Source organism: Aeromonas sp. R5-3, assembly GCF_040908225.1.
Taxonomy (GTDB): Bacteria; Pseudomonadota; Gammaproteobacteria; order Enterobacterales; family Aeromonadaceae; genus Aeromonas; species Aeromonas dhakensis.
In genome coordinates, this window is record NZ_JBFODH010000023.1 from 229272 (window position 1) to 249950 (window position 20679).

Below are 20679 nucleotides of genomic sequence, written 5' to 3' on the forward strand. Positions count from 1 at the left end.
ACCTGAGTGGAGACCTGGTGGTTAATCGCCCAGCACTATACGTTTTTACCCCTCCAAAGCCAAGGTGAATGGCCTTGTCAGGGGCGTTGCAGCGCCCGGCGACCCTGCTCGATCAGGCGCTGGGATATCTGTTTGTGCAGCCCGCGCTCCAGCACCCAGCGGTGCCAGTAGAGTCGCTCTACCAGGTGCTGATCCGGGTTGAGATCGAGCAATGACCCCTCCGCCAGCTGGCGACGGATCTGCAGTTCCGGGATGAGGCAGCAGGCCAGCCCCTGCTCGGCCATGGCGACGAAGGCCTCCGACGAGCGCACCGTGTGGCAGGGGTAGCCGCCGGGCTCCAGCCCGAAGTGGCGGGCCATGTAGCTGACGTGCATGTCGTCGCGCTGATCGAAGGCCACCGCCGGCGCCTTGGCCAGCGTCGCCAGGGTCAACCCCTGCGGGAAGTGGCGCTCGACGAAGGCGGGGCTGGCGGTGAGCAGGTAGCGCATCTCGCCGAGCTCGTCGACGCAGCAACCCGCCAGTGGCTGGCCGTGCAGGCTGACGGCGCCGAACGCCTGCCCCTCGCGCACCCGATCCAGGGTGCGGCTCTCGTCATCTACCAGCAGGTTGAGCTCGATGGGGTGCTGTTCCAGCAGCGGCGCCAGGGCGGGCAGAAACCAGGTGGCCAGGCTGTCGGCATTGACGGCAATGCTGACCCGGATCGGCGCCTGGGGCTCGGCGGGAGAGAGCTCGCCGGCCAGCTCCAGTTCCAGCTGGCGCACCTGGCGGTAGTGGGCTAGCAGCTTCTGCCCGAGCGCGGTGGCCTGCAGCGGCTGGCCGCGAATGATCAGCGGCTCGGCAAACTGCTGCTCCAGTTGCTTGATGCGCTGGGAGATGGCGGACTGGGTGATGTGCAGGCGCTGGGCGGCGCGCTCGAAGTTCTGCTCCTGCATCACCGCATCCAGCGCCAGCAGCAGCTTGTAGTCCAACGCCTTCATCAGCATTCCTTATCAGCAGGGAGATTGAGAAGGGATGCTACTCAAGTGGTGGCGAGAGAACAACCGAAGAGCGCTGAAAATGTCGGCAGCGCAGGCGGGACAAGGGTTGTGGGGTCAAAGCGGGTTTGTCACTGTGAGATGTGACAGTGGTGGTCAAAAGGTATTCAGGAGATACTCTTTTGCGTCCGTTTTTGCATGGGGTGGAAACGGGCCATAGCGAGAACTTTTAATCCCGGGTCTTACCCCGGGATTTTTTTGCGTCACCCTTATTCGGTGACCAGCTCGCGGGCTTCGTCATAGGCACCCTGCAGGGGCTGACCGACGGCACGGGCGAAACGCTCGTCCAGATGGAAGCGGATCCCCACCCCGCGCACGGCGCCCAGATCCACCGCCTGGCGGTGACCGAGTCGCTCGATGGGCAGGCCGAGGCGGCGGAAGATCCGCTCTACCGGCAGGCTGACCACGGCAACCAGCTCGCGGATCCCCTTCGCCCTGGCGAAGGCATAGACCTCGCGGAAGATGACGCAGGTCAGCTCGCTGACCCCGTTGCCCAGGCGCGGCGCCCGTTCGGCATCGATGGCGAGGCGGGTCAGTTCCCACACGTCGTTGCTGCGCGGCGGGGCTTCGCCGGCGAGGGCGGTGGGGAAGATGCTGGGCAGCATGTAATCCTGGGCACAACTGAGCAGACGGATGCAGCCGCACAGGCCTTCTTCGTCCTCAATCAGGACCCAGTGGGTGTCCGGAGTATCGAAACTGTCCTGCTCCAGACCACGGTGAGATTCCACATCCCAGCCGAGGCGATCGGAGAAGACGCGATTGCGAAAGCGATAAAGCTCGTTTTCTACCTCCCATCTGGGGTGTTCTTTTAATTTTCCTTTGAAAACAAGCATTCAGATGTCTCCATTTCAGTGTTCGGCGCTATAATCGAGGCCCTGGCCAGGGGGGCTAGCCTATGAAACAAGACCAACTGCTTGAGTACCTCGAACATTTCACTTCGGTAACGGACGGGGATCGTCTGGCCGAGTTGATCGGTCGGTTCACGCTCGGTATGGGTTACGACTACTACCGGTTTGCGCTGATCATTCCCATGTCGATGCAAAGACCCAAGGTGGTGCTGTTCAATCAGTGCCCCGACTCCTGGGTGCAGGCCTATACGGCAAACCATATGCTGGCCTGTGATCCCATCATTCAATTGGCCCGCAAGCAGACCTTGCCCATTTACTGGAACCGGCTGGATGAGCGAGCACGTTTTCTGCAAGAGGGCAGTTTGGACGTGATGGGGTTGGCGGCGGAGTTCGGGCTGCGCAACGGCATCTCGTTTCCGTTGCACGGGGCGGCGGGAGAAAACGGCATACTGTCGTTCATCACCGCCGAGCGGGCATCGAGCGATCTGCTGCTGGAGTCCTCGCCCGTCCTCTCCTGGATGTCCAACTACATCTTCGAGGCGGCGATCCGGATTGTGCGGGTCAGTCTGCGGGACGATGACCCTCAGGAGGCCCTGACTGACCGGGAGACCGAATGCCTGTTCTGGGCCAGTGAAGGGAAAACGTCGAGTGAAATCGCCTGCATCCTGGGGATCACGGAGCGAACCGTGAACTACCACCTCAATCAGGTCACCCGTAAAACGGGGTCGATGAATCGCTACCAGGCCATCGCCAAGGGGGTGAGCAGTGGCATCTTGCTGCCCAATCTCGAGCAGGTCGTGGTCACCAACTTCCCCAAGCTGATGCAATAAAACCCGATGATTCTCGGGGCAGAGTGACTGGCTAACAATTGTCAGATCCTGCAATTGACAGCCATGAACGGGTCTAGCCCCTTCTACCTCGAAGGGGTTGGGTCGAGCCCTCTGTCATTAGCAAAACAAATTGCTCAGCAGATTAATGAATTTCTCTAAACGTCTGACCGCCCCTTATAGTGCCGTCCAATCACTCTGCTGGACGGTTCATCCATGTTTGCAACTACCCTGCAAGGCTTCACCCTAGGCCTTGCCATGATCATCCCCATCGGTGCCCAGAATGCCTTCGTGCTGAGCCGGGGCATCCACCGCAACCACCATCTGCTGACGGCGACCCTCTGCTGCCTGTGCGATCTCGTGCTGATCGGCATCGGGGTGTTCGGCGGCGCCAACCTGCTGGCGGCCAGCCCGATCGGACTGGCCCTGCTGACCTGGGGCGGCGTGCTGTTCCTCGGCTGGTTTGGTATCCGCTCCCTGCGTAGCGCCTGGCGCGGGCAGGGGGCTGCGCTTGCTGACTCGCCCCAGCTGATGGGAGTCAAGAGCGTGCTGGCCATGACGCTCGGGGTGACCCTGCTCAACCCCCACGTCTACCTGGACACCCTGATGCTGCTCGGCTCCTTCGGCAGCCAGTTTGCCGAGGAGTTGCGGCCCGCCTTTGCGGCGGGGGCCATGTTGGCCTCGCTGGTCTGGTTTTACAGCCTGGCGTTTGGGGCGGCCGCCCTCTCGCCCTGGCTCGCTCGCGGCAGGGTTCAGCAAGCTATTGATACTATTGTTGGTTTCATCATGCTCGGGTTGGCGTTGCAGCTGGCGAGCGGGGCTTTGCTGGCGTCATAAGGCTATTTTTGTGCCGCACCTCATAAAAATTCACCCCGGCTTCATCCGCTGACATATTCGTCTGTTAAATTCCCGTCGCTGGTAAAGCGACACTCTAATAAAAGGGACAAGACAGTGAATAAATCCATGAAGCTGGGTGCTATTGCAGCCATCGTGCTGTTGTCTGCCTGTAGCAATGACAACGACAGCAAGGCGCAACCGGGCGAGGTTGCCCTGCGTCTGATCCAGACCTCCGACATCCACTCCAACGTGCTGGGGTACGACTACTACCAGAACAAGGAGGATCGCAAGTTCGGCCTCTCCCGCACCGCGCTGCTGATCCGCGCGGCCCGCGCCGAAAACCCCAACAACCTGCTGCTCGACAACGGCGACCTGATCCAGGGCACGCCGCTGGCTGACTACATCTTCGAGCAGTCCGGTGCCGGCTACCTCGACAAGCAGGCCCACCCGGTGTTCAAGGCGATGAACGAGCTCGGCTACGACGCCGGCAACCTGGGCAACCACGAGTTCAACTACGGTCTGGATTACCTCACCAAGACCCTGCAGGGGGCCAAGTTCCCTTATGTGAATGCCAACGTGTTCGAGGCAGGCGCCTTCAAGCGGGATGCCAAGGGGCAAATAGACTGGAGCGGCAACAAGTTCACCCCCTACCTGCTGCTGGAGCGCAAGGTGAAGGATGACAAGGGCCAGCTGCAGACCGTCAAGGTCGGCATCCTGGGGCTGACCCCGCCGCAGGTGCTGCAATGGGACAAGCGTCATCTGGAAGGCAAGGTGGTGGTGGCCGACATGGTCGAGACCGCCAACCACTATGTGCCCGAGCTGCGCGCCAAGGGCGCCGATATCGTGGTGGTGGTAGCCCACACCGGCATCAACGCCAGCAGCTACGAGGCCATGATGGAGAACTCCGCCTGGCACCTGGCCAAGGTGAAGGGGGTGGATGCCCTGATGCTGGGCCACGCCCACAAGAACTTCCCGGGTGATTTCCCGGATCTGCCGGAGGTGGACAACCAGGCCGGCACCCTGAGCGGCATTCCGACCGTAATGCCTGGCTACTGGGGCAACCACCTCGGCATCATCGACCTCAAGCTGGAGCAGGTGGACGGCAAGTGGCAGGTGAAGCAGAGCCAGGCCAGCCTACGCAAGATCGACTCCAGCGAGGGTAGTGCGGTGGATCAGCGGGTGGTGGACCTGGTACAGGCCGACCACGACGCCACCAACCAGTGGCTGGACGAGCCGCTCGGCAAGATCACCTCTTCCATCCACAGTTTCTTCGCCTTGGTGCAGGACGACCCCTCGGTACAGCTGGTGAGCGATGCCCAGCGCCGCTACGCCGAACAGCTGCAAAAAGATGGTCTGCTCAAGGAGTCCTATCCCATCCTGTCGGTGGCGGCGCCGTTCCGTGGCGGTCGCAACGGCATCAATGACTTCACCTACGTGGCCCAGGGCGACATCTCCCTGCGCAACGTCTCCGACCTCTACATCTATCCGAACACCCTGCAGGTGGTCGAGGTGAACGGGGCCACCGTCAAGGAGTGGCTGGAGATGAGTGCCGGCCAGTTCAACCAGATCGACACCGGCAAGACCGAGGTGCAGTGGCTGGTGAACGAGAAGTTCCCCACTTACAACTTCGACGTGATCGACGGGGTCAACTACGAGGTGGATATCACCCAGCCGGCCCGTTACAACAAGGAAGGGGCCAAGGTCAGCGACGGCCAGCGCATCAGCAGCCTCACCTTCAACGGCCAGCCCATCGATCCGGCCCAGAAGTTCTACGTGGTGACCAACAACTACCGCGCCAGCGGCGGCGGCCACTTCCCGGGTATCGACGGCAGCAACATCGTCCATGAAGATCCCTTCGAGACGCGCGAGATCATCGCCCAGTACCTGAAGGCCCAGTCTGCCGACAACCCGGCCGGCTTCAGCCCGGCGGCCAACAACAACTGGCACATGAAGGCCCTGCCGGCCAACGTGGACGTGCGGCTCTACTCCTCGCCCCGCGAGGAGGCCAAACAGCTGGCCGGTGCGGATCTGGAGTACAAGTCCACCCTGCCGATGGATGACGCCCAGCACCCTGGCTACGCTATCTTCCGGCTGATCCGTCAGTAATTCCCGGCCGACATGGCAATAAAAAAAGCCCTCGATTGCGAGGGCTTTTTCATGGGCGGAGGGTTCCGAGGGCTTAGTTGACCACGGCCACGTTGATGGTGCCGTTGCCCTGGGTCATGCGGACCCGGGCACCCGGTACGAAGGTGGGGCTGGCCTTTTGCACCACCACGATGGATTCGCCGTTCTCTTTCTTGATCTCGAGCTCGACGCCATCCACCTGGTTGAGCTTGTCACCGGCCGCCTTGCCGGCTGCCGCACCCGCGATGGCGCCACCGGCCGCGGCGATGTCGCTGCCGCGCCCGCCGCCAATGGTGCTGCCGAGCAGGCCGCCGACCACGGCGCCGCCTATGGTGCCGATCAGCGAGTTCTCATCGGCCTGGATCTTGACCGGGCGGGTGGAGAGGATGGTGCCGTAGCTGACGGTCTGTACCTGCTTGGCGCGATCCTTGGTGTAGACATCGCCGGAGTAGACATCGCTGTTGGCACAGCCGCTGAGGGTGGTGGCGGTGGTGGTGGCCAACAGGGCGATGAGGGTAATGCGTTTCAACATGATGGGCCTCCTGGGCTGGCATCTAATCTGGTTTGTTCGGTCAGTGATTCAACTCTACGCCAACCGGATTGAGCATGAAACCAGCAAAGTGTAACCAATTATAAGGCCCGGGCCCCGCAAACCCCGTCACCGGCGGCTCAGTCGAGCCGTTTCTCCAGCAGCAGGCGATCCTCGCCCGGGCCGAAATAGTCGCGCTCCTCGGCCAGTTGCTGATAACCGAGTCGAAAGTAGAGGCGCTGGGCCGGATTGGCCGGATCCACCGTCAGTCTGACCCGCTCGATCCCCAGTGTCTGCAGTGACTGCTCCACCTGCAGCATCATGCGTTCGGCCAGGCCGAAGCCGCGCGCCTCCGGCAGCACCGCCAACGACAGCAGCCAGCCCTGCGACCGATCCTGTCCCAGTCCACCCAGGGCATAGCCCAGCAGCTTGCCGTCCAGCTCGGCTACCAGCAGCAGCTCGGGCCACAGGTCCATGGCCTGGCGGAAGAAGAAGCCGGGATAGACATCCTCCCCGAACACATTGACGTCGATCTGCCAGATGGCGTGCATGTCGGTGTGGCGCGCCACTCTCAAAACGGGGGGCTGGTGCATCCGGGCTCCTGTAGTGTCGTACGTGCTGCCGGGCGGCAGTCAAAAAGGAGCCACAGGGTAGTGGGCCCGTCGGGTTGATGCAAGCGGGTCTGAGCGGCAGGGTGGCCCCGGCTCAGGGCGGCAGAGGGCGGCTGCCCGGCCGTTTGGGGGCCTTGCGACGGCTGTCCAGCAGGTGGCGCAGGGCCAGCCAGGGGTGATGCCACAGCATGCGCGGGCCGCTCCACTTCATCACCAGCTGGATCTGTTTGCGCATGGCCGGGGCATAGCAGTGGATGTGGCAGTTGGCACAGGTGGGCTTGTGGCCGTGACCATAGCGGCAGCGGCGTAGCCGCTGGTGGGCGAACTCCTGCAACTGCTGGCAGTGCCGGCAGGCGGGGTCCTGGTGATGGTGGTCGCAGTAGAGGCGGATCATGGCGCTGACCGTCTGCTGCTCCCGCTTGAGCCTGGGGTGCATGGGCACCTGGTCGGCGCGGGCCGGGCGCGCGGGGTGGGAGTGATGGGTCGTCATGAGGGGCATTGTCCTGACCTGGGGCGGCGGGGCCTTGATACAGGTCAAACCGGCGGGCAAAAAAACAGGGCCCGTGGACCCTGTTTTATCAGACAAGCAGAGTTGTCTGCGCTTAGATGAGGCTAGTCGCCTGCTCCAGCCAGGCGAGATCCTCACCCTCCAGCAGCGGGCTGAGACGGCGGTAGACCTCGACGTGGTACTCGTTGATCCAGCGGAACTCGGCCGGGCTCAGCAGGCTGCGATCGATGAGGCGGGTATCGAACGGTACATAGGTCAGCCGCTCGAAGCCCAGCATCGGCAGCTCGCCGATCTGCTCCTGTTCGGTGACCACCACCAGGTTCTCGCAGCGGATGCCGAAGGCATCTTCCCGGTAGTAGCCGGGTTCGTTGGAGAGCACCATGCCCGGCTGCAGGGCCACCAGGCTGCCCTTGGGGGCGATGCGCTGCGGGCCTTCGTGCACGCTGAGGAAGTGGCCGACGCCGTGGCCGGTGCCGTGGTCGTAGTTGTAACCGGCCTGCCACAGCGGCATGCGGGCCAGCACGTCGAGCTGGATGCCGGCGGTGCCGCGCGGGAAGCGGGCCTGATCCAGGGCGATGTGACCCTGCAGTACCCGGGTGAACATCGCCTTGTGCTCGTCGGTCAGCTCACCCACCTTGATGGTGCGGGTGATGTCGGTGGTGCCGTCCAGATACTGGGCGCCGGAGTCCACCAGATAGATGCTGTCCTGACCAAAGGTACGCGGGGTGCCGTTGGTGTGGCGGTAGTGGCACATGGCGGCGTTGGGGCCGAGCGCCGAGATGGTGTCGAAGCTCGGCTCGACATAGTGCTCCTGCTCGCGGCGGAAGGCTTCCAGCTGGTCGGCCAGGGTGCCTTCATCCACCCCGTCGAATTCGCCGCTGGCGATCAGCCGATCCAGCCAGGCCAGGAAGCGGGTGACGGCGACACCGTCGCGCAGATGGGCGGCACGCATGCCGGCCAGCTCCACGGCGTTCTTGCACGCCTTCGGCAGCATGGTCGGATCCTGACCGGCCACCAGGATGGCGCCCGCCTCTTCCATAACCAGCTGGGTCCAGGCGTTGGCGGTGTTGGGATCGGCCAGCACCTTCTGCTGATCTTCGCCGATGCGCTTGAGCACGTCACCCAGCTTGTCGATGGGGTAGACGGAGACATCCTGCCCCACGTGCTGGCTGAAGGCGAAGCAGTCGATCTTGTCGGTGTCGACGAAGAAATCCATGGTGGCGTTGGCGTAGAGCACCGCAAAGCCGAGCACCACCGGCAGCCGCTCCACGTCGCGACCACGCAGGTTGAGCAGCCAGTTGATGGGCTCGGCCTGGGTCAGCAGCACCGCATCCAGCCCGCGCTTGCGCAGATCGCTGGCCAGCAGCTCGCGCTTGGCCTGGCTGGACTGGCCCGCCAGCGCCTCGCTGTAGAGGATGGCCGGATTCTTGGTGGGGGCGGGGCGATCGCTCCAGTGCAGATCGATGGGGTTCTGATCCACACGCACCAGCTCGATGCCGCGCTCGGTCAGGATCTCTTTGGCGTGTCGATACCAGGCCAGGCTGTGCAGGCGGGCATCGAAGCCGACCCGGGAACCGGCAGGCAGCTGCTCGGCCAGCCACTGCACGTGGGGATCTTCGTTCAGATGGAGAAACTCGAAGAGCTCGGCCGGTGCCTGCATGCGGGCCTGCACCGTGTAACGACCGTCGATGAACAGGGCCGCCCGCTGCGCCAGTATGATGGCGAGGCCGGCGGAGCCGTTGAAACCCGTGATCCAGTCCAGTCGCTCGGCGTAGGCGGGAATGTACTCCCCCAGGTGCTCGTCGTCATGGGGGACGATGAAGGCGTCCAGCTCCATCATGGCCAGTTCGGCCCTGACCTGGGCGACGCGGGTTTCAATAATCTCGAAATGATTCATGTCGTTAATGCCAGATTGTAGTGATGTGAGTGTTCAGTGGTTGTGGCCGCTGTCCAGGATCCGCTTGATTGACTGGCCAGCCGCCTCGATATGTTGCTTGAGCAGTACCACCGCCTCGTGTTTGCGGCGGGCGCGGCACAGCTCCAGCAGCTGGGCGTGCTCCCGCTCCGCCTTGTCGACGCCATCGCTGGCGAACAGCAGCTCGAAGCGCACATAGCGGTCACAGCTCAGATTGATCTGGGCGATCAGCTCCAGTGCCTGGGGGCGGCCGGCGGCCTGATAGAGGGTGGCGTGAAAACTGTGGTTCAGTTCGGCCCAGTGTTCGATCTGGGTGCCCGACTCGAGGGCCTGGTCGAACTGGGCGAGGATCGCCTGCGCCTTGGCGAAGGTCTCCTCCGTCATCAGGTCGACGGCGTGGAACAGGGTATCGGCTTCCAGCAGGGCTCGCAAATAAAAGAGCTCCTCGATGGCTGCGGCGTCCAGCATGGTGACCACGGCGCCGCGATGGGCCTCGAATTTCACCAGTCCCTGAGCTTCCAGCTGCATCAGGGCCTCCCGCACCGGAATGCGGCTCACCGCCAGCTCCTTGGCGATGGCGTCCTGGCGCAGGGGGGCGCCGGCGGGAAACTCACCGCGCAGGATCCGGCCACGGAGGTTTTCCATCACCATTTGGGTACGGGTCTTGTAGGGTGGGGTCATGATCGGGTCACAGGGGAATCGTTACAAAATTGTATATTGTATAAAGTTGGGCTGAATCTAACGCGCAAGGGCCCACAAGGCAAGGTTTGGCGGGAGTCAAACGCCGCGCTCTGCTCAAAAAAATACCGGTCAGCTGGGCTGACCGGTATGAGATTGGTTGTGAACGGGGTCGCTGTTACAGCTGCGGACCCGCCGCGACCAGACGCTTGCCTTCGTCGTTGTCGGTGAAGCGCTCGAAGTTCTTGATAAAGCGCTGGGCCAGATCCTGCGCCTTGGCATCCCACTCGGCCTTGTTGGCGTAAGTGTCGCGGGGGTCGAGGATCGCCGGGTTCACGTCGTGCAGGGCGGTCGGTACTTCCAGATTGAAGATCGGCAGCACCTTGGTCTCGGCCTTCTCGATGGAGCCATCCAGGATGGCGTCGATGATGGCGCGGGTATCCTTGATGGAGATGCGCTTGCCGGTGCCGTTCCAGCCGGTGTTGACCAGATAGGCCTCTGCACCGGCCGCTTCCATCCGCTTCACCAGCTCCTGACCGTACTTGGTCGGGTGCAGGGAGAGGAAGGCCGCGCCGAAGCAGGAGGAGAAGGTCGGGGTCGGCTCTGTGATGCCGCGCTCGGTACCGGCCAGCTTGGCGGTGAAGCCAGACAGGAAGTGGTACTTGGTCTGCTCCTTGGTCAGCTTGGAGACCGGGGGCAGCACGCCGAAGGCGTCGGCGGTCAGGAAGATCACCTTGGTGGCGTGACCCGCCTTGGAGACCGGCTTGACGATGTTCTCGATGTGATAGATGGGGTAGGAGACCCGGGTGTTCTCGGTCTTGGAGCCATCGTCGAAGTCGATGGTGCCGTCGGCCGCCACGGTCACGTTTTCCAGCAGCGCATCGCGACGGATGGCGTTGTAGATGTCCGGCTCGGCTTCCTTGGAGAGCTTGATGGTCTTGGCGTAGCAGCCCCCTTCGAAGTTGAACACGCCGTCGTCGTCCCAGCCGTGCTCGTCATCGCCGATCAGCTGACGCTTGGGATCGGTGGAGAGGGTGGTCTTGCCGGTGCCGGAGAGGCCGAAGAAGATGGCCACGTCGCCGTCCTGGCCCACGTTGGCGGAGCAGTGCATGGAGGCGATGCCGCGCAGGGGCAGGAAGTAGTTCATCATGGAGAACATCCCTTTCTTCATCTCGCCACCATACCAGGTGCCGCCGATGAGCTGGATCTTCTCGGTCAGGTTGAAGGCGACGAAGTTCTCGGAGTTGAGACCCTGCTCCTTCCAGTTCGGGTTGGTGCACTTGGCACCGTTCATCACCACGAAGTCCGGTTTGAAGGTTTTCAGCTCTTCATCGCTCGGGCGAATGAACATGTTTTTCACGAAGTGAGCCTGCCAGGCTACCTCGGTGATGATGCGCACGGCCAGGCGGGTGTCCGGGTTGGCACCGCAGAAGCCGTCCACCACGAACAGGCGCTTGCCGGAGAGCTGCTTGGTCACCAGGGATTTCAGATGTGACCACACTTCCGGGCTGATGGCTTTGTTATCGTTTTTACCCTGGTCAGACCACCACACAGTATTCTGGGTAGTGGCGTCTTTGACGATATATTTATCTTTCGGGGAGCGGCCGGTGAAGATGCCGGTATTGACATTGACGGCCCCCAGTTCGGTCACCACGCCGCGCTCGAACCCTTCCAGGTCGGCACGAGTCTCTTCCGCGAACAGCTGGTCGTAGGAAGGGTTGCGCAGGATTTCAGTGGAGTTCTTGATACCGTACTGGTCCAGTCCTAATTGTTGGGCCAGGGTGGGTTCTGCCACGATTGTCATTGTATTCTCCTGGGTTCAGAGGTTGGTAGGGTTCTATCTGGCGTTCATCCTATCACTTAGGTGGTAGAGTTTAGCGATCGCCATCAAACTTTATAAAATAGGGTATTTTTTTGTTATTTAAGTTAAAGGCGGGTTTTGCCCGCCTTCAATTAGTGTAACTTGTTTGCATCATTACCGGGAGCCCCGCTGAACAGGGTTTCGACATCGATCCCGTCAAATTCGTACTGGGCGCCACAATAATCACAGTGCATGCCGATCTTGCCGAGCTCCTGCACCATCTCCATCACCTCTTCCTTCTCGATCTGCAACAGGGCCCCTTCGCAACGCTCGCGGGAGCAGGTGCAGCGGAACTCGACCGCCTGCGGATCGAACACCCGCACCTTGTCCTGGTGGTAGAGACGGTAGAGGATCTCTTCCGCTTCCAGGCCGAACAGCTCTTCATCCTTGATGGTGCTGGTGAGCTGGGTCAGGTGCTCGAAGTCGTCGCCGTGATCCTCGCTCTGGGCGGGCAGCTCCTGCAGCAGAATGCCGGCGGCACGCGGCGCGCCTTCGTGGTAGCCGGTGCGGATCCAGAGCTTGGTCGCCAGCTGTTCGGACTGGGTAAAGTACTGCTCCAGGCAGCCGGCCAGGGTGTCGGCGTCCAGCGCTATGATGCCCTGATAGCGTTCACCCTGCTCCGGGGTGATGGTGATGACCAGCTGGCCTTCCCCGATCAGGCTCTGCAACTTGCCGTCGCTCGGCAGTTCACCCTCGTAGCGGGCCACGCCGCGCAGCTGCTGGTTGTTGTCGCCGTTGATGACGGCCAGCCGTACCGGGCCGTTGCCCTGCAGCTGTACCGTGATGGAGCCTTCGAACTTGAGGGTGGCGGTCAGCAGGCTGGTGGCGACCAGCAGTTCACCCAGCAGTTTTTGCACCTGTACCGGGTAGTTCTGAGCCTCCACCACGTGGCGGTAGGTGTGGTCCAGCTGGACCAGCTCGCCCCGGACTTCGTACTCTTCGAACAGATAGCGATACAGGAGATCTTGGTTACTCATCATGCATTCCTGGGTTCTTCGGTGGGGTAAATAGATAAAAACATTAATAAACAGGTGGTTAGGAACTTATTCCGCCATCTGTCGTCATAAAAGGGCCATCTTGGCGGGTCAATATTGCTTGACCTTGATCAGCTGGCGCCGCTCCTGCTTGTCGGGGCGACGCTCGGGGCTCGGGGCAAACTGGCTGTTGAAGCGGCGTGCCTCGCTGTTTTCCGCCCGTCGTTTCAGGCTGGCCTCGGTCTCTTCATAGAGCTGCTGGGCCAGCGGGGCGGATTTGCGCTGCTCGCTCACCTCGAGCACCCGCACCTCCCGCTCGTCCTGGCCCTGCCAGAAACGAATGAGGGCGCCGACCTCGACATGCTTGCCCGGCTTGCTGCGCTGGCCGTTGTAGTGCACCTTGCCCCCTTCAATCTGGTCGCGGGCCAGGCTGCGGGTCTTGTAAAAACGTGCCGCCCACAACCACTTGTCGAGACGGACCTGGGTTGGGATTTCTGCGGGGTTCGGCATGAATCGACTCCGGAATGGCTGAAAGGGGTGCCTGATTATACCAGAGGCAGGCCCCGGGATAGAAACAGGGGGCCCAAGGGTGTGACGGAATGTCAATTTTCGCAGCTTACTCCCATCCGGTCGGTTGTCTCTGGGTCCATTGCCGTACACAATAGCCAACCGATTTGGATGCCAGAAAATATTGATAAACATGACGCTACCGTTCAGGGATGACTTGTTGAGCTCCCTTCTGGCCCGTTGTAAAACCGTGCCACTCTCCCGTTTCAGCCAGCCTCTGTTCTGGCTTCTGCTGCTGTTGCTGGCCCACCAGTGTGCCGGTCTCACCTGGCGTCTGCTGGATCTCGGCAGCCGCCCCGTCAGTCAGCCCTGGCAGCCGTCGGTGGTAGCCAGTCAGGGTCAGGGTTCAAACCGGCTCGATCTGAGCGGCGTCAGCCGGCTGGCGCTGTTCGGCAAGGCCAAGCAGCAGGCCCAGGCGGCCGATGTTGTCGCAGCCGATGCTCCCAAGACCCAGCTCAACGCCCAGCTCAATGGCGTGCTGGCGAGTTCGGATCCCGCCAAGTCCATCGCCATCATCGCCCACAACGGGCTGCAGAACTCCTATGGCATCGGTGACCTCATCGACGGCACCCAGGCCAAGATCCGCCAGGTATTTGCCGACCGTGTCATCATCGAGCGGGACGGGCGCGACGAGACCCTGATGCTGGACGGGGAGGAGTACGGCAAGCCGCTGCCCCAGCAGGGCAAGCAGGACGACAAGCTCTCCTCGGTGCGCAACGAACTGATGGGCAACCCCGGCAAGATCACCGATTACCTCAATATTTCCCCGGTCCGGGTCGATGGTCGCATGGTCGGCTATCGCCTCAATCCGGGTCGCAATCCGGAACTGTTCAATCAACTCGGGCTGGTCGCCAACGACATGGCGGTCAGCATCAACGGGCTGGATCTGCGGGATAACGCTCAGGCCATGCAGGCGATGCAGCAGGTGGCTGGCGCAACGGAAATGACCGTCACCGTCGAGCGGCAAGGACAGCTCTACGACGTTTATGTCGGCTTGTCAGAATAATGAATTGGAGTAGCACCAAGAATGACAAATAAAGGGAAGGGCTGGCGTCTGGCCACCGTGGCCGCGGCGTTGATGATGGCAGGCTCAGCCTGGGCCACCGAATACTCCGCCAGCTTCAAGAATGCCGACATCGAAGAGTTCATCAACACGGTCGGCAAGAACCTGAACAAGACCATCATCATAGAGCCGTCGGTACGGGGCAAGATCAACGTCCGCAGCTATGACCTGCTCAACGAAGACCAGTACTACCAGTTCTTCCTGAGCGTGCTCGACGTCTATGGCTTCGCCGTGGTCCCGATGGACAACGGCGTGCTCAAGGTGGTGCGCTCCAAGGATGCCAAGACCTCCGCCATCCCGGTGGTGGACGAGAGCAACCCCGGCAGCGGCGACGAGATGGTGACCCGGGTCGTGCCGGTGCGCAACGTCTCGGTGCGCGAGCTGGCGCCGCTGCTGCGCCAGCTCAATGACAACGCCGGCGGCGGCAACGTGGTCCACTACGATCCCTCCAACGTGCTGCTGATTACCGGCCGCGCCGCCGTGGTCAACCGGCTGGTGGAAGTGGTGCGCCGGGTCGACAAGGCGGGCGACCAGGAAGTGGACATCGTCAAGCTGAAGTACGCCTCCGCTGGTGAAATGGTGCGACTGGTGACCAACCTCAACAAGGACGGCAACAACCAGGGGGCCAACACCTCCCTGCTGCTGGCCCCCAAGGTGGTGGCCGACGAGCGCACCAACTCCGTGGTGGTGAGCGGCGAGCCCAAGGCGCGCGCCCGCATCATCCAGATGGTGCACCAGCTCGACCGTGACCTGCAGAGCCAGGGCAACACCCGGGTCTTCTATCTGAAATACGGCAAGGCCAAGGATCTGGTGGAGGTGCTCAAGGGCGTCAGCTCCAGCATCGAGGCCGACAAGAAGGGCGGCGCGGCTACTACCACAGGCGGTGGCGGTGCCAGCATCGGCGGTGGCAAGCTGGCCATCTCCGCCGACGAGACCACCAATGCGCTGGTGATCACCGCCCAGCCGGACGTGATGTCCGAGCTGGAGCAGGTGGTGGCCAAGCTCGACATCCGCCGTGCCCAGGTACTGGTGGAGGCGATCATCGTCGAGATCGCCGATGGCGACGGCCTCAACCTCGGGGTGCAGTGGGCCAACACCAATGGCGGCGGCACCCAGTTCACCGACACCAACCTGCCCATCGGCTCGGTGGCCATCGCGGCCAAGGATTACAAGGACAACGGCAACACGGATGCGCTGTCCAAACTGGCCGGTGGCTTCGACGGCATGGCGGCCGGCTTCTACAAAGGCAACTGGGCCGCGCTGGTGACGGCCCTGTCGACCAATACCAAGAACGATATTCTCTCCACCCCGAGTATCGTCACCATGGACAACAAGGAAGCCTCCTTCAACGTCGGCCAGGAAGTGCCGGTGCAGAGCGGCTCCCAGAGCTCCACCACCAGCGATCAGGTGTTCAACACCATCGAACGCAAGACGGTGGGGACCAAGCTGGTGGTGACGCCGCAGATCAACGAAGGGGACTCCGTGCTGCTCAACATCGAGCAGGAGGTCTCCAGCGTGGCGCAGACCCAGGCGACCGGGACCGCCACTCTGGGCCCGACCTTCGATACCCGCACCATCAAGAACGCCGTGCTGGTCAAGAGTGGCGAGACAGTGGTGCTGGGCGGCCTGATGGACGAGAAGACCCAGGAGAAGGTCTCCAAGGTGCCGCTGCTGGGCGACATCCCTGTGCTGGGCTACCTGTTCCGCTCCACTAGCAATACCACCTCCAAACGCAACCTGATGGTCTTTATCCGGCCCACCATCTTGCGTGACTCCGACGTTTACAGCGGCATCTCCGGCAACAAGTACTCACAGTTCCGCTCCGAACAACTGGATGCGGCGGCGCAGGAGGGGTATCTCACCTCGCCCAAGCGCCAGGTGCTGCCCCAGTACGGCCAGGACGTGACCGTCTCGCCCGAGGTGCAGAAACAGCTCCAGCAGACACAGTCGGCCCCGCAGACGAACGGCGGGTCCCAGCCATTCGTGGGTAACAAGTAATGGCGGCATACCAGCTGGATGGCGTCGACATGCCGGCAGCCCTGCCCGAGCTGCCGTTTGCCTTCGCCCGCAACTTCGGCGTGATCCTGACCGAGCGGCAGGGGGCCCCGGTGCTGCTCTGCCGCCAGGGCGTGACGCCGCAAACCCTGCTGGAAGTACGGCGGGTGGCGGGTTGCGCCTTCACGGTGGAGCAGATGGACGGCGAGGCCTTCGAAGAGCTGCTGATGGCCCACTACCAGCGCGACTCCTCCGAGGCACGCCAGCTGATGGAGGATCTCGGCAACGAGATGGACTTCTTCGCGCTGGCCGAAGAGCTGCCCCAGAGCGAAGACCTGCTGGACGCCGACGACGACGCCCCCATCATCCGCCTCATCAACGCCATGTTGAGCGAGGCGATCAAGGAAGAGGCGTCCGACATCCATATCGAGACCTTCGAGCGGGCCCTGGTGATCCGTTTTCGCATCGATGGGGTGCTGCGGGAGATCCTGCGCCCCCACCGCAAGCTCGCCTCCTTGCTGGTGTCGCGCATCAAGGTCATGTCGCGGATGGACATCGCCGAGAAGCGGGTGCCGCAGGATGGCCGCATCTCACTGCGCATCGGCGGCCGGGCGGTGGACGTGCGGGTCTCCACTATGCCGTCCAGCTATGGCGAGCGGGTGGTGTTGCGTCTGCTCGACAAGAACAACGTGCGGCTCGAGCTCAAGCAGCTCGGCATGACGCTGGCCAACCGCAACATCATCAGCGAACTCATTCGCAAGCCCCACGGCATCATTCTGGTGACGGGCCCGACCGGTTCGGGCAAGTCGACCACCCTCTACGCGGCCCTCTCCGAGATCAACTCGCGGGATCGCAACATCCTGACCGTCGAAGACCCCATTGAATATGACCTCGAAGGGGTAGGCCAGACCCAGGTCAACAGCAAGGTGGACATGACCTTCGCCCGCGGCCTGCGCGCCATTCTGCGCCAAGACCCGGACGTGGTGATGGTGGGGGAGATCCGTGACCTCGAGACCGCCCAGATCGCGGTGCAGGCGTCGCTGACCGGTCACCTGGTGATGTCGACCCTGCACACCAACACCGCCATCGGCGCCATCACCCGGATGCGGGACATGGGCATCGAGCCCTTCCTGCTCTCCTCGTCACTGCTGGCGGTACTGGCCCAGCGGCTGGTGCGCACCCTCTGCCCCGATTGCCGCGCCCCGCGCCCCATCACCGAGCAGGAGCGCATTGCCATGGGCATCGAACTGGCGCCTGATCAGCAGGTGTGGCGCCCGGTGGGCTGCGAGCAGTGCAACCACACCGGCTATCGCGGCCGGACCGGCATCCACGAGCTGGTGGTGGTGGACGAGGCGGTACGCGAGGCGATCCACAGCGCCAGCGGCGAGCTGGCCATCGAGCGACTGATCCGGGGCCATACCCCCAGCATCCGCCGCGACGGCATCGACAAGGTACTCAAGGGGCAGACCAGCCTCGAAGAGGTGCTGCGCGTGACCCGGGAAGACTGAGATGGCGGCATTTGAATACAAGGCCCTCGATGGCAAGGGACGCAACAAGAGCGGCGTACTGGAGGGGGATTCCGCCCGTCAGGTACGCCAGCTGTTGCGCGAGCAGGGGCTGACCCCGCTCGAGGTGAACGAGACCACCGAGAAGGCCAAGCGCGAGGCGAACCGCTTCGTGTTGTTCCGCCGTGGCGCCAGCACCGCCGAGCTTGCGATGATCACCCGCCAGCTGGCGACCCTGGTGGGGGCCGGCCTCACCATCGAGGAGGCGCTCAAGGCCGTCGCCGAGCAGTGCGAGAAGGCCCACCTGCGCAGCATGGTGGCCACGGTGCGCAGCAAGGTGGTGGAGGGCTATTCGCTGGCCGATTCGCTGGGGGCCTTCCCCCATGTGTTCGATCAGCTGTTCCGCTCCATGGTGGCGGCCGGCGAGAAGTCCGGTCACCTGGAGAAGGTGCTCAACCGCCTCGCCGACTACACAGAGCAGCGCCAGCACATGCGCACCAAGCTGCTGCAGGCGATGATCTACCCCATCGTCCTTACCTGCGTCGCCATCGGCGTCATCTCCATCCTGCTGACCGCCGTGGTGCCCAAGGTGGTGGCCCAGTTCGAACACATGGGCCAGCAACTGCCGGCCACCACCCGCTTCCTCATCGGTACTAGCGAGCTGATGCAGCACTACGGCCTCTGGTTCCTGTTGCTGCTGCTGGTGGGTGGGTTTGTCTGGCGCTGGTGGCTGACCGACGACAAGCGTCGCCGTCACTGGCACCAGCTGATCCTGCGCCTGCCGGTGATCGGTCGGGTCAGCCGCGGTCTCAACACCGCCCGTTTCGCCCGCACCTTAAGCATCCTCAACGCCAGCGCTGTGCCGCTGCTGGAGGGGATGAAGATCTCTGGCGAAGTGCTCTCCAACGACTTTGCCCGCATGCGTATCGGTGAGGCCACCGAGCGGGTGCGGGAGGGGACCAGCCTGCGCAAGTCGCTGGATGAAACCAAAATTTTTCCGCCCATGATGCTGCACATGATCGCCTCCGGCGAGCAGAGCGGCGAGCTCGACAACATGCTGGAGCGGGCGGCGGACAACCAGGACCGGGAGTTCGAAACCCAGGTGAACATCGCCCTCGGGGTGTTCGAACCCATGCTGGTGGTCTCCATGGCCGGGGTGGTGCTGTTTATCGTGATGTCGATCCTGCAGCCGATCCTCGAGCTCAACAATATGGTGAATCTGTAGGTGAGGGTGTCCGAATACGCTTCGCTATTCGAACCTACAAACCCAGTCGAACCCGTAGGTTCGATTAGCCGACAGGCGTAATCGAACGATCGTGGTTTAACAGTTAATCGTTGATGGTTCATGCCATCTCATTTCGTGAGGGAGTAAGTCATGCAAAAGCGTCGTCAATCGGGTTTTACCCTGCTGGAAGTGATGGTGGTCATCGTGATCCTGGGGATCCTGGCCAGCCTGGTGGTGCCCAACCTGATGGGCAACAAGGAGAAGGCTGACCAGCAGAAAGCGGTCTCCGACATAGTGGCGCTGGAAAACGCCCTCGACATGTACAAGCTGGACAACAACCGCTACCCGACCACAGAGCAGGGGCTGGACGCACTGGTCAACAAGCCGACCGCCGCACCTGAGCCGCGCAGCTACCGGGAAGGGGGCTACATCAAGCGCCTGCCGCAGGATCCCTGGGGCAACCCGTACCAGATGCTGAGCCCGGGCCAGTTCGGCAAGATCGACATCTTCTCCATGGGGCTGGATGGCGAAGCCGGTACCGATGACGACATCGGCAACTGGAACCTGAAGGACTTCCAATAAGTGATCCCGCCGCGCCGCGCTCACCGAGACATGCCGAGGCTGCCTGAATGAAGGTGGCCTCTTCTACCCGTCGCCAGGCCGGTTTTACCCTGCTGGAAGTGTTGCTGGTCGCCATGCTGATGGGGCTGGTGGCCACTGCCGTCACCCTCAGCATGGGTGGCGTCAGGGGGGATCGGGAGCTCGACAAGCAGGCGCGCCGCTTCATGGCCGTGCTGCAGCAGGCGCAGGAGTACTCGGTGATGGATGGCCGGCTGGTGGGCCTGCGTGTCGAGGACAACAGCTGGCAGTTCATGCAGCGCGCGGCCAAGGATCGCAAGTGGCAGGTGATGAGCGGCGACAAGCTGCTGGATCGGGTCGAGCTGCCCGACAACATGCAGCTGGCCATCGAGCTCGAGGGTTTCAGCTGGCGGACCGACTCCGACGAAAAGTACGAGAAGGGGCGCGACGAGAAGGAGCGCACGCCCCAGGTGTTCATCTTTCCCGGTGGTGAGCTGACCCCCTTCGTGCTGACCCTGACCCAGCAGGACGACGATCAGCGCTATGTGCGCACGGTCAAGGCGGACGAGTTCGGCCGCCTGCGCCTGCTGCAGGACGAGGAGGAAGAGGAATGAACGCCCGCGGCATGACCCTGCTGGAAGTCATGGTGGCGCTGGCGGTGTTCGCCATCGCCGGGCTGGCGGTGATGAAGACCGCCAGCGAGCACCTCTCCGGCCTCAACTATCTGGAACAGAAGACCCTGGCGACCTGGGTGGTGGAGAACCAGCTGGTGCAGCAGAAGCTCGAAGCCAAGTGGCCCGGTGACAGCTGGGTGGAGGGGGACGAGCAGATGGCGGGCCAGACCTGGTACTGGCGCTATCGCGGGGTCGCCACCGCCGACAGCAACTTCAAGGCGCTGGACATGGAAGTGCGCACTGCGCCCAAGGCCGACAGCCCGGTTGCCATGATCCGGACCTATATCAGCCGATGAACCTGCATCAAGGTGTCTCCATAAGCCGG

The 20679-nt window shown here is 62.6% G+C and carries 20 protein-coding genes; 10 read left to right on the forward strand and 10 right to left on the reverse strand.

Going from position 1 to position 20679, the window contains the following annotated elements; all coding sequences use genetic code 11:
- Positions 1 to 77: 77 nt before the first annotated feature.
- Both AB5Y95_RS15715 and AB5Y95_RS15720 read right to left on the reverse strand, forming a co-directional pair.
- Positions 78 to 977, reverse strand: a complete 900-nt coding sequence (locus AB5Y95_RS15715) for a LysR family transcriptional regulator ArgP (RefSeq protein ID WP_017787441.1) — start codon at positions 975 to 977, stop codon at positions 78 to 80.
- A gap of 266 nt (positions 978 to 1243) precedes the next feature.
- Complete coding sequence (locus AB5Y95_RS15720; RefSeq protein ID WP_017765215.1) at positions 1244 to 1867, reverse strand: acyl-homoserine-lactone synthase; 624 nt, start codon at positions 1865 to 1867, stop codon at positions 1244 to 1246.
- A 62-nt stretch (positions 1868 to 1929) separates the two neighbouring features.
- On the opposite strand from AB5Y95_RS15720, the gene AB5Y95_RS15725 reads away from it, so the two are divergent.
- The 3 genes from AB5Y95_RS15725 to AB5Y95_RS15735 all read left to right on the forward strand — a co-directional run bounded on the left by AB5Y95_RS15725 (position 1930) and on the right by AB5Y95_RS15735 (position 5652).
- Positions 1930 to 2712 carry a LuxR family transcriptional regulator gene (locus AB5Y95_RS15725; RefSeq protein WP_005308457.1) on the forward strand — a complete coding sequence of 261 codons (783 nt, stop codon included), beginning with the start codon at positions 1930 to 1932 and terminating at the stop codon, positions 2710 to 2712.
- Positions 2713 to 2925: 213 nt separating this feature from the next.
- A complete protein-coding gene (gene lysE, locus AB5Y95_RS15730) occupies positions 2926 to 3546 on the forward strand; it encodes an L-lysine exporter (protein WP_005308459.1) in 621 nt (206 codons plus the stop codon).
- Positions 3547 to 3672: 126 nt separating this feature from the next.
- On the forward strand, positions 3673 to 5652 hold the full coding sequence (locus AB5Y95_RS15735) for a bifunctional 2',3'-cyclic-nucleotide 2'-phosphodiesterase/3'-nucleotidase (protein ID WP_043158768.1): 1980 nt from the start codon (positions 3673 to 3675) through the stop codon (positions 5650 to 5652).
- 73 nt (positions 5653 to 5725) lie between these two features.
- Here AB5Y95_RS15735 and AB5Y95_RS15740 read toward each other — a convergent pair whose 3' ends face one another.
- The 8 genes from AB5Y95_RS15740 to hslR form a co-directional block, all read right to left on the reverse strand.
- Positions 5726 to 6202, reverse strand: coding sequence for a glycine zipper 2TM domain-containing protein (locus AB5Y95_RS15740; RefSeq protein ID WP_005308463.1), 477 nt, complete (start codon positions 6200 to 6202; stop codon positions 5726 to 5728).
- Positions 6203 to 6339: 137 nt separating this feature from the next.
- Positions 6340 to 6792, reverse strand: coding sequence for an N-acetyltransferase (locus tag AB5Y95_RS15745; protein WP_017787443.1), 453 nt, complete (start codon positions 6790 to 6792; stop codon positions 6340 to 6342).
- Positions 6793 to 6904: 112 nt separating this feature from the next.
- A complete protein-coding gene (locus tag AB5Y95_RS15750) occupies positions 6905 to 7300 on the reverse strand; it encodes a nitrous oxide-stimulated promoter family protein (protein WP_268010132.1) in 396 nt (131 codons plus the stop codon).
- Positions 7301 to 7412: 112 nt separating this feature from the next.
- Positions 7413 to 9215, reverse strand: coding sequence for an aminopeptidase P family protein (locus AB5Y95_RS15755; RefSeq protein ID WP_368161559.1), 1803 nt, complete (start codon positions 9213 to 9215; stop codon positions 7413 to 7415).
- Between the two features lie 33 nt (positions 9216 to 9248).
- Positions 9249 to 9914, reverse strand: coding sequence for a GntR family transcriptional regulator (locus AB5Y95_RS15760; protein WP_017783592.1), 666 nt, complete (start codon positions 9912 to 9914; stop codon positions 9249 to 9251).
- Between the two features lie 175 nt (positions 9915 to 10089).
- Positions 10090 to 11715, reverse strand: coding sequence for a phosphoenolpyruvate carboxykinase (ATP) (pckA, locus tag AB5Y95_RS15765; protein ID WP_017765220.1), 1626 nt, complete (start codon positions 11713 to 11715; stop codon positions 10090 to 10092).
- A 149-nt stretch (positions 11716 to 11864) separates the two neighbouring features.
- Positions 11865 to 12749 (reverse strand): Hsp33 family molecular chaperone HslO, encoded by an 885-nt coding sequence (gene hslO / locus AB5Y95_RS15770; protein WP_005308471.1) that lies wholly within the window; start codon positions 12747 to 12749, stop codon positions 11865 to 11867.
- Positions 12750 to 12857: 108 nt separating this feature from the next.
- Positions 12858 to 13256 carry a ribosome-associated heat shock protein Hsp15 gene (gene hslR / locus AB5Y95_RS15775; RefSeq protein ID WP_017765222.1) on the reverse strand — a complete coding sequence of 133 codons (399 nt, stop codon included), beginning with the start codon at positions 13254 to 13256 and terminating at the stop codon, positions 12858 to 12860.
- A 214-nt stretch (positions 13257 to 13470) separates the two neighbouring features.
- On the opposite strand from hslR, the gene exeC reads away from it, so the two are divergent.
- From exeC to exeI, 7 genes are all read left to right on the forward strand, one after another.
- On the forward strand, positions 13471 to 14319 hold the full coding sequence (gene exeC / locus AB5Y95_RS15780) for a GspC family type II secretion system variant ExeC (protein WP_005308474.1): 849 nt from the start codon (positions 13471 to 13473) through the stop codon (positions 14317 to 14319).
- 21 nt (positions 14320 to 14340) lie between these two features.
- A complete protein-coding gene (gene exeD, locus AB5Y95_RS15785; RefSeq protein ID WP_017780394.1) occupies positions 14341 to 16374 on the forward strand; it encodes a GspD family T2SS secretin variant ExeD in 2034 nt (677 codons plus the stop codon).
- Positions 16374 to 17879: a GspE family T2SS ATPase variant ExeE gene (exeE, locus tag AB5Y95_RS15790; protein WP_017787449.1), complete on the forward strand. Its 1506-nt coding sequence runs from the start codon at positions 16374 to 16376 to the stop codon at positions 17877 to 17879. The genes exeD and exeE overlap by 1 nt, the downstream gene beginning before the upstream one ends.
- 1 nt (position 17880) lies before the next feature.
- Positions 17881 to 19101, forward strand: a complete 1221-nt coding sequence (exeF, locus tag AB5Y95_RS15795) for a GspF family T2SS innner membrane protein variant ExeF (protein ID WP_017765226.1) — start codon at positions 17881 to 17883, stop codon at positions 19099 to 19101.
- A gap of 150 nt (positions 19102 to 19251) precedes the next feature.
- Complete coding sequence (exeG, locus tag AB5Y95_RS15800; RefSeq protein WP_005308483.1) at positions 19252 to 19683, forward strand: GspG family T2SS major pseudopilin variant ExeG; 432 nt, start codon at positions 19252 to 19254, stop codon at positions 19681 to 19683.
- Positions 19684 to 19730: 47 nt separating this feature from the next.
- A complete protein-coding gene (gene exeH / locus AB5Y95_RS15805; protein ID WP_279451722.1) occupies positions 19731 to 20294 on the forward strand; it encodes a GspH family T2SS minor pseudopilin variant ExeH in 564 nt (187 codons plus the stop codon).
- Positions 20291 to 20650, forward strand: a complete 360-nt coding sequence (gene exeI / locus AB5Y95_RS15810; protein WP_005308487.1) for a GspI family T2SS minor pseudopilin variant ExeI — start codon at positions 20291 to 20293, stop codon at positions 20648 to 20650. Before exeH ends, exeI begins: the two co-directional genes overlap by 4 nt.
- Positions 20651 to 20679 lie beyond the last annotated feature (29 nt).

Excerpts from the sequence above, each read along its gene's own strand:
- AB5Y95_RS15760 (WP_017783592.1), bottom strand. The coding sequence starts at position 9,914 with ATGACCCCACCCTACAAGACCCGTACCCAAATGGTGATGGAAAACCTC.
- AB5Y95_RS15720 (WP_017765215.1), bottom strand. The coding sequence starts at position 1,867 with ATGCTTGTTTTCAAAGGAAAATTAAAAGAACACCCCAGATGGGAGGTA.
- AB5Y95_RS15725 (WP_005308457.1), top strand. The coding sequence starts at position 1,930 with ATGAAACAAGACCAACTGCTTGAGTACCTCGAACATTTCACTTCGGTA.
- hslO (WP_005308471.1), bottom strand. The coding sequence starts at position 12,749 with ATGAGTAACCAAGATCTCCTGTATCGCTATCTGTTCGAAGAGTACGAA.
- AB5Y95_RS15740 (WP_005308463.1), bottom strand. The coding sequence starts at position 6,202 with ATGTTGAAACGCATTACCCTCATCGCCCTGTTGGCCACCACCACCGCC.
- exeF (WP_017765226.1), top strand. The coding sequence starts at position 17,881 with ATGGCGGCATTTGAATACAAGGCCCTCGATGGCAAGGGACGCAACAAG.
- AB5Y95_RS15745 (WP_017787443.1), bottom strand. The coding sequence starts at position 6,792 with ATGCACCAGCCCCCCGTTTTGAGAGTGGCGCGCCACACCGACATGCAC.
- hslR (WP_017765222.1), bottom strand. The coding sequence starts at position 13,256 with ATGCCGAACCCCGCAGAAATCCCAACCCAGGTCCGTCTCGACAAGTGG.
- exeI (WP_005308487.1), top strand. The coding sequence starts at position 20,291 with ATGAACGCCCGCGGCATGACCCTGCTGGAAGTCATGGTGGCGCTGGCG.
- exeE (WP_017787449.1), top strand. The coding sequence starts at position 16,374 with ATGGCGGCATACCAGCTGGATGGCGTCGACATGCCGGCAGCCCTGCCC.
- AB5Y95_RS15750 (WP_268010132.1), bottom strand. The coding sequence starts at position 7,300 with ATGACGACCCATCACTCCCACCCCGCGCGCCCGGCCCGCGCCGACCAG.
- pckA (WP_017765220.1), bottom strand. The coding sequence starts at position 11,715 with ATGACAATCGTGGCAGAACCCACCCTGGCCCAACAATTAGGACTGGAC.
- AB5Y95_RS15755 (WP_368161559.1), bottom strand. The coding sequence starts at position 9,215 with ATGAATCATTTCGAGATTATTGAAACCCGCGTCGCCCAGGTCAGGGCC.
- exeH (WP_279451722.1), top strand. The coding sequence starts at position 19,731 with ATGAAGGTGGCCTCTTCTACCCGTCGCCAGGCCGGTTTTACCCTGCTG.
- exeG (WP_005308483.1), top strand. The coding sequence starts at position 19,252 with ATGCAAAAGCGTCGTCAATCGGGTTTTACCCTGCTGGAAGTGATGGTG.
- AB5Y95_RS15735 (WP_043158768.1), top strand. The coding sequence starts at position 3,673 with ATGAAGCTGGGTGCTATTGCAGCCATCGTGCTGTTGTCTGCCTGTAGC.
- AB5Y95_RS15715 (WP_017787441.1), bottom strand. The coding sequence starts at position 977 with ATGAAGGCGTTGGACTACAAGCTGCTGCTGGCGCTGGATGCGGTGATG.
- exeD (WP_017780394.1), top strand. The coding sequence starts at position 14,341 with ATGACAAATAAAGGGAAGGGCTGGCGTCTGGCCACCGTGGCCGCGGCG.
- lysE (WP_005308459.1), top strand. The coding sequence starts at position 2,926 with ATGTTTGCAACTACCCTGCAAGGCTTCACCCTAGGCCTTGCCATGATC.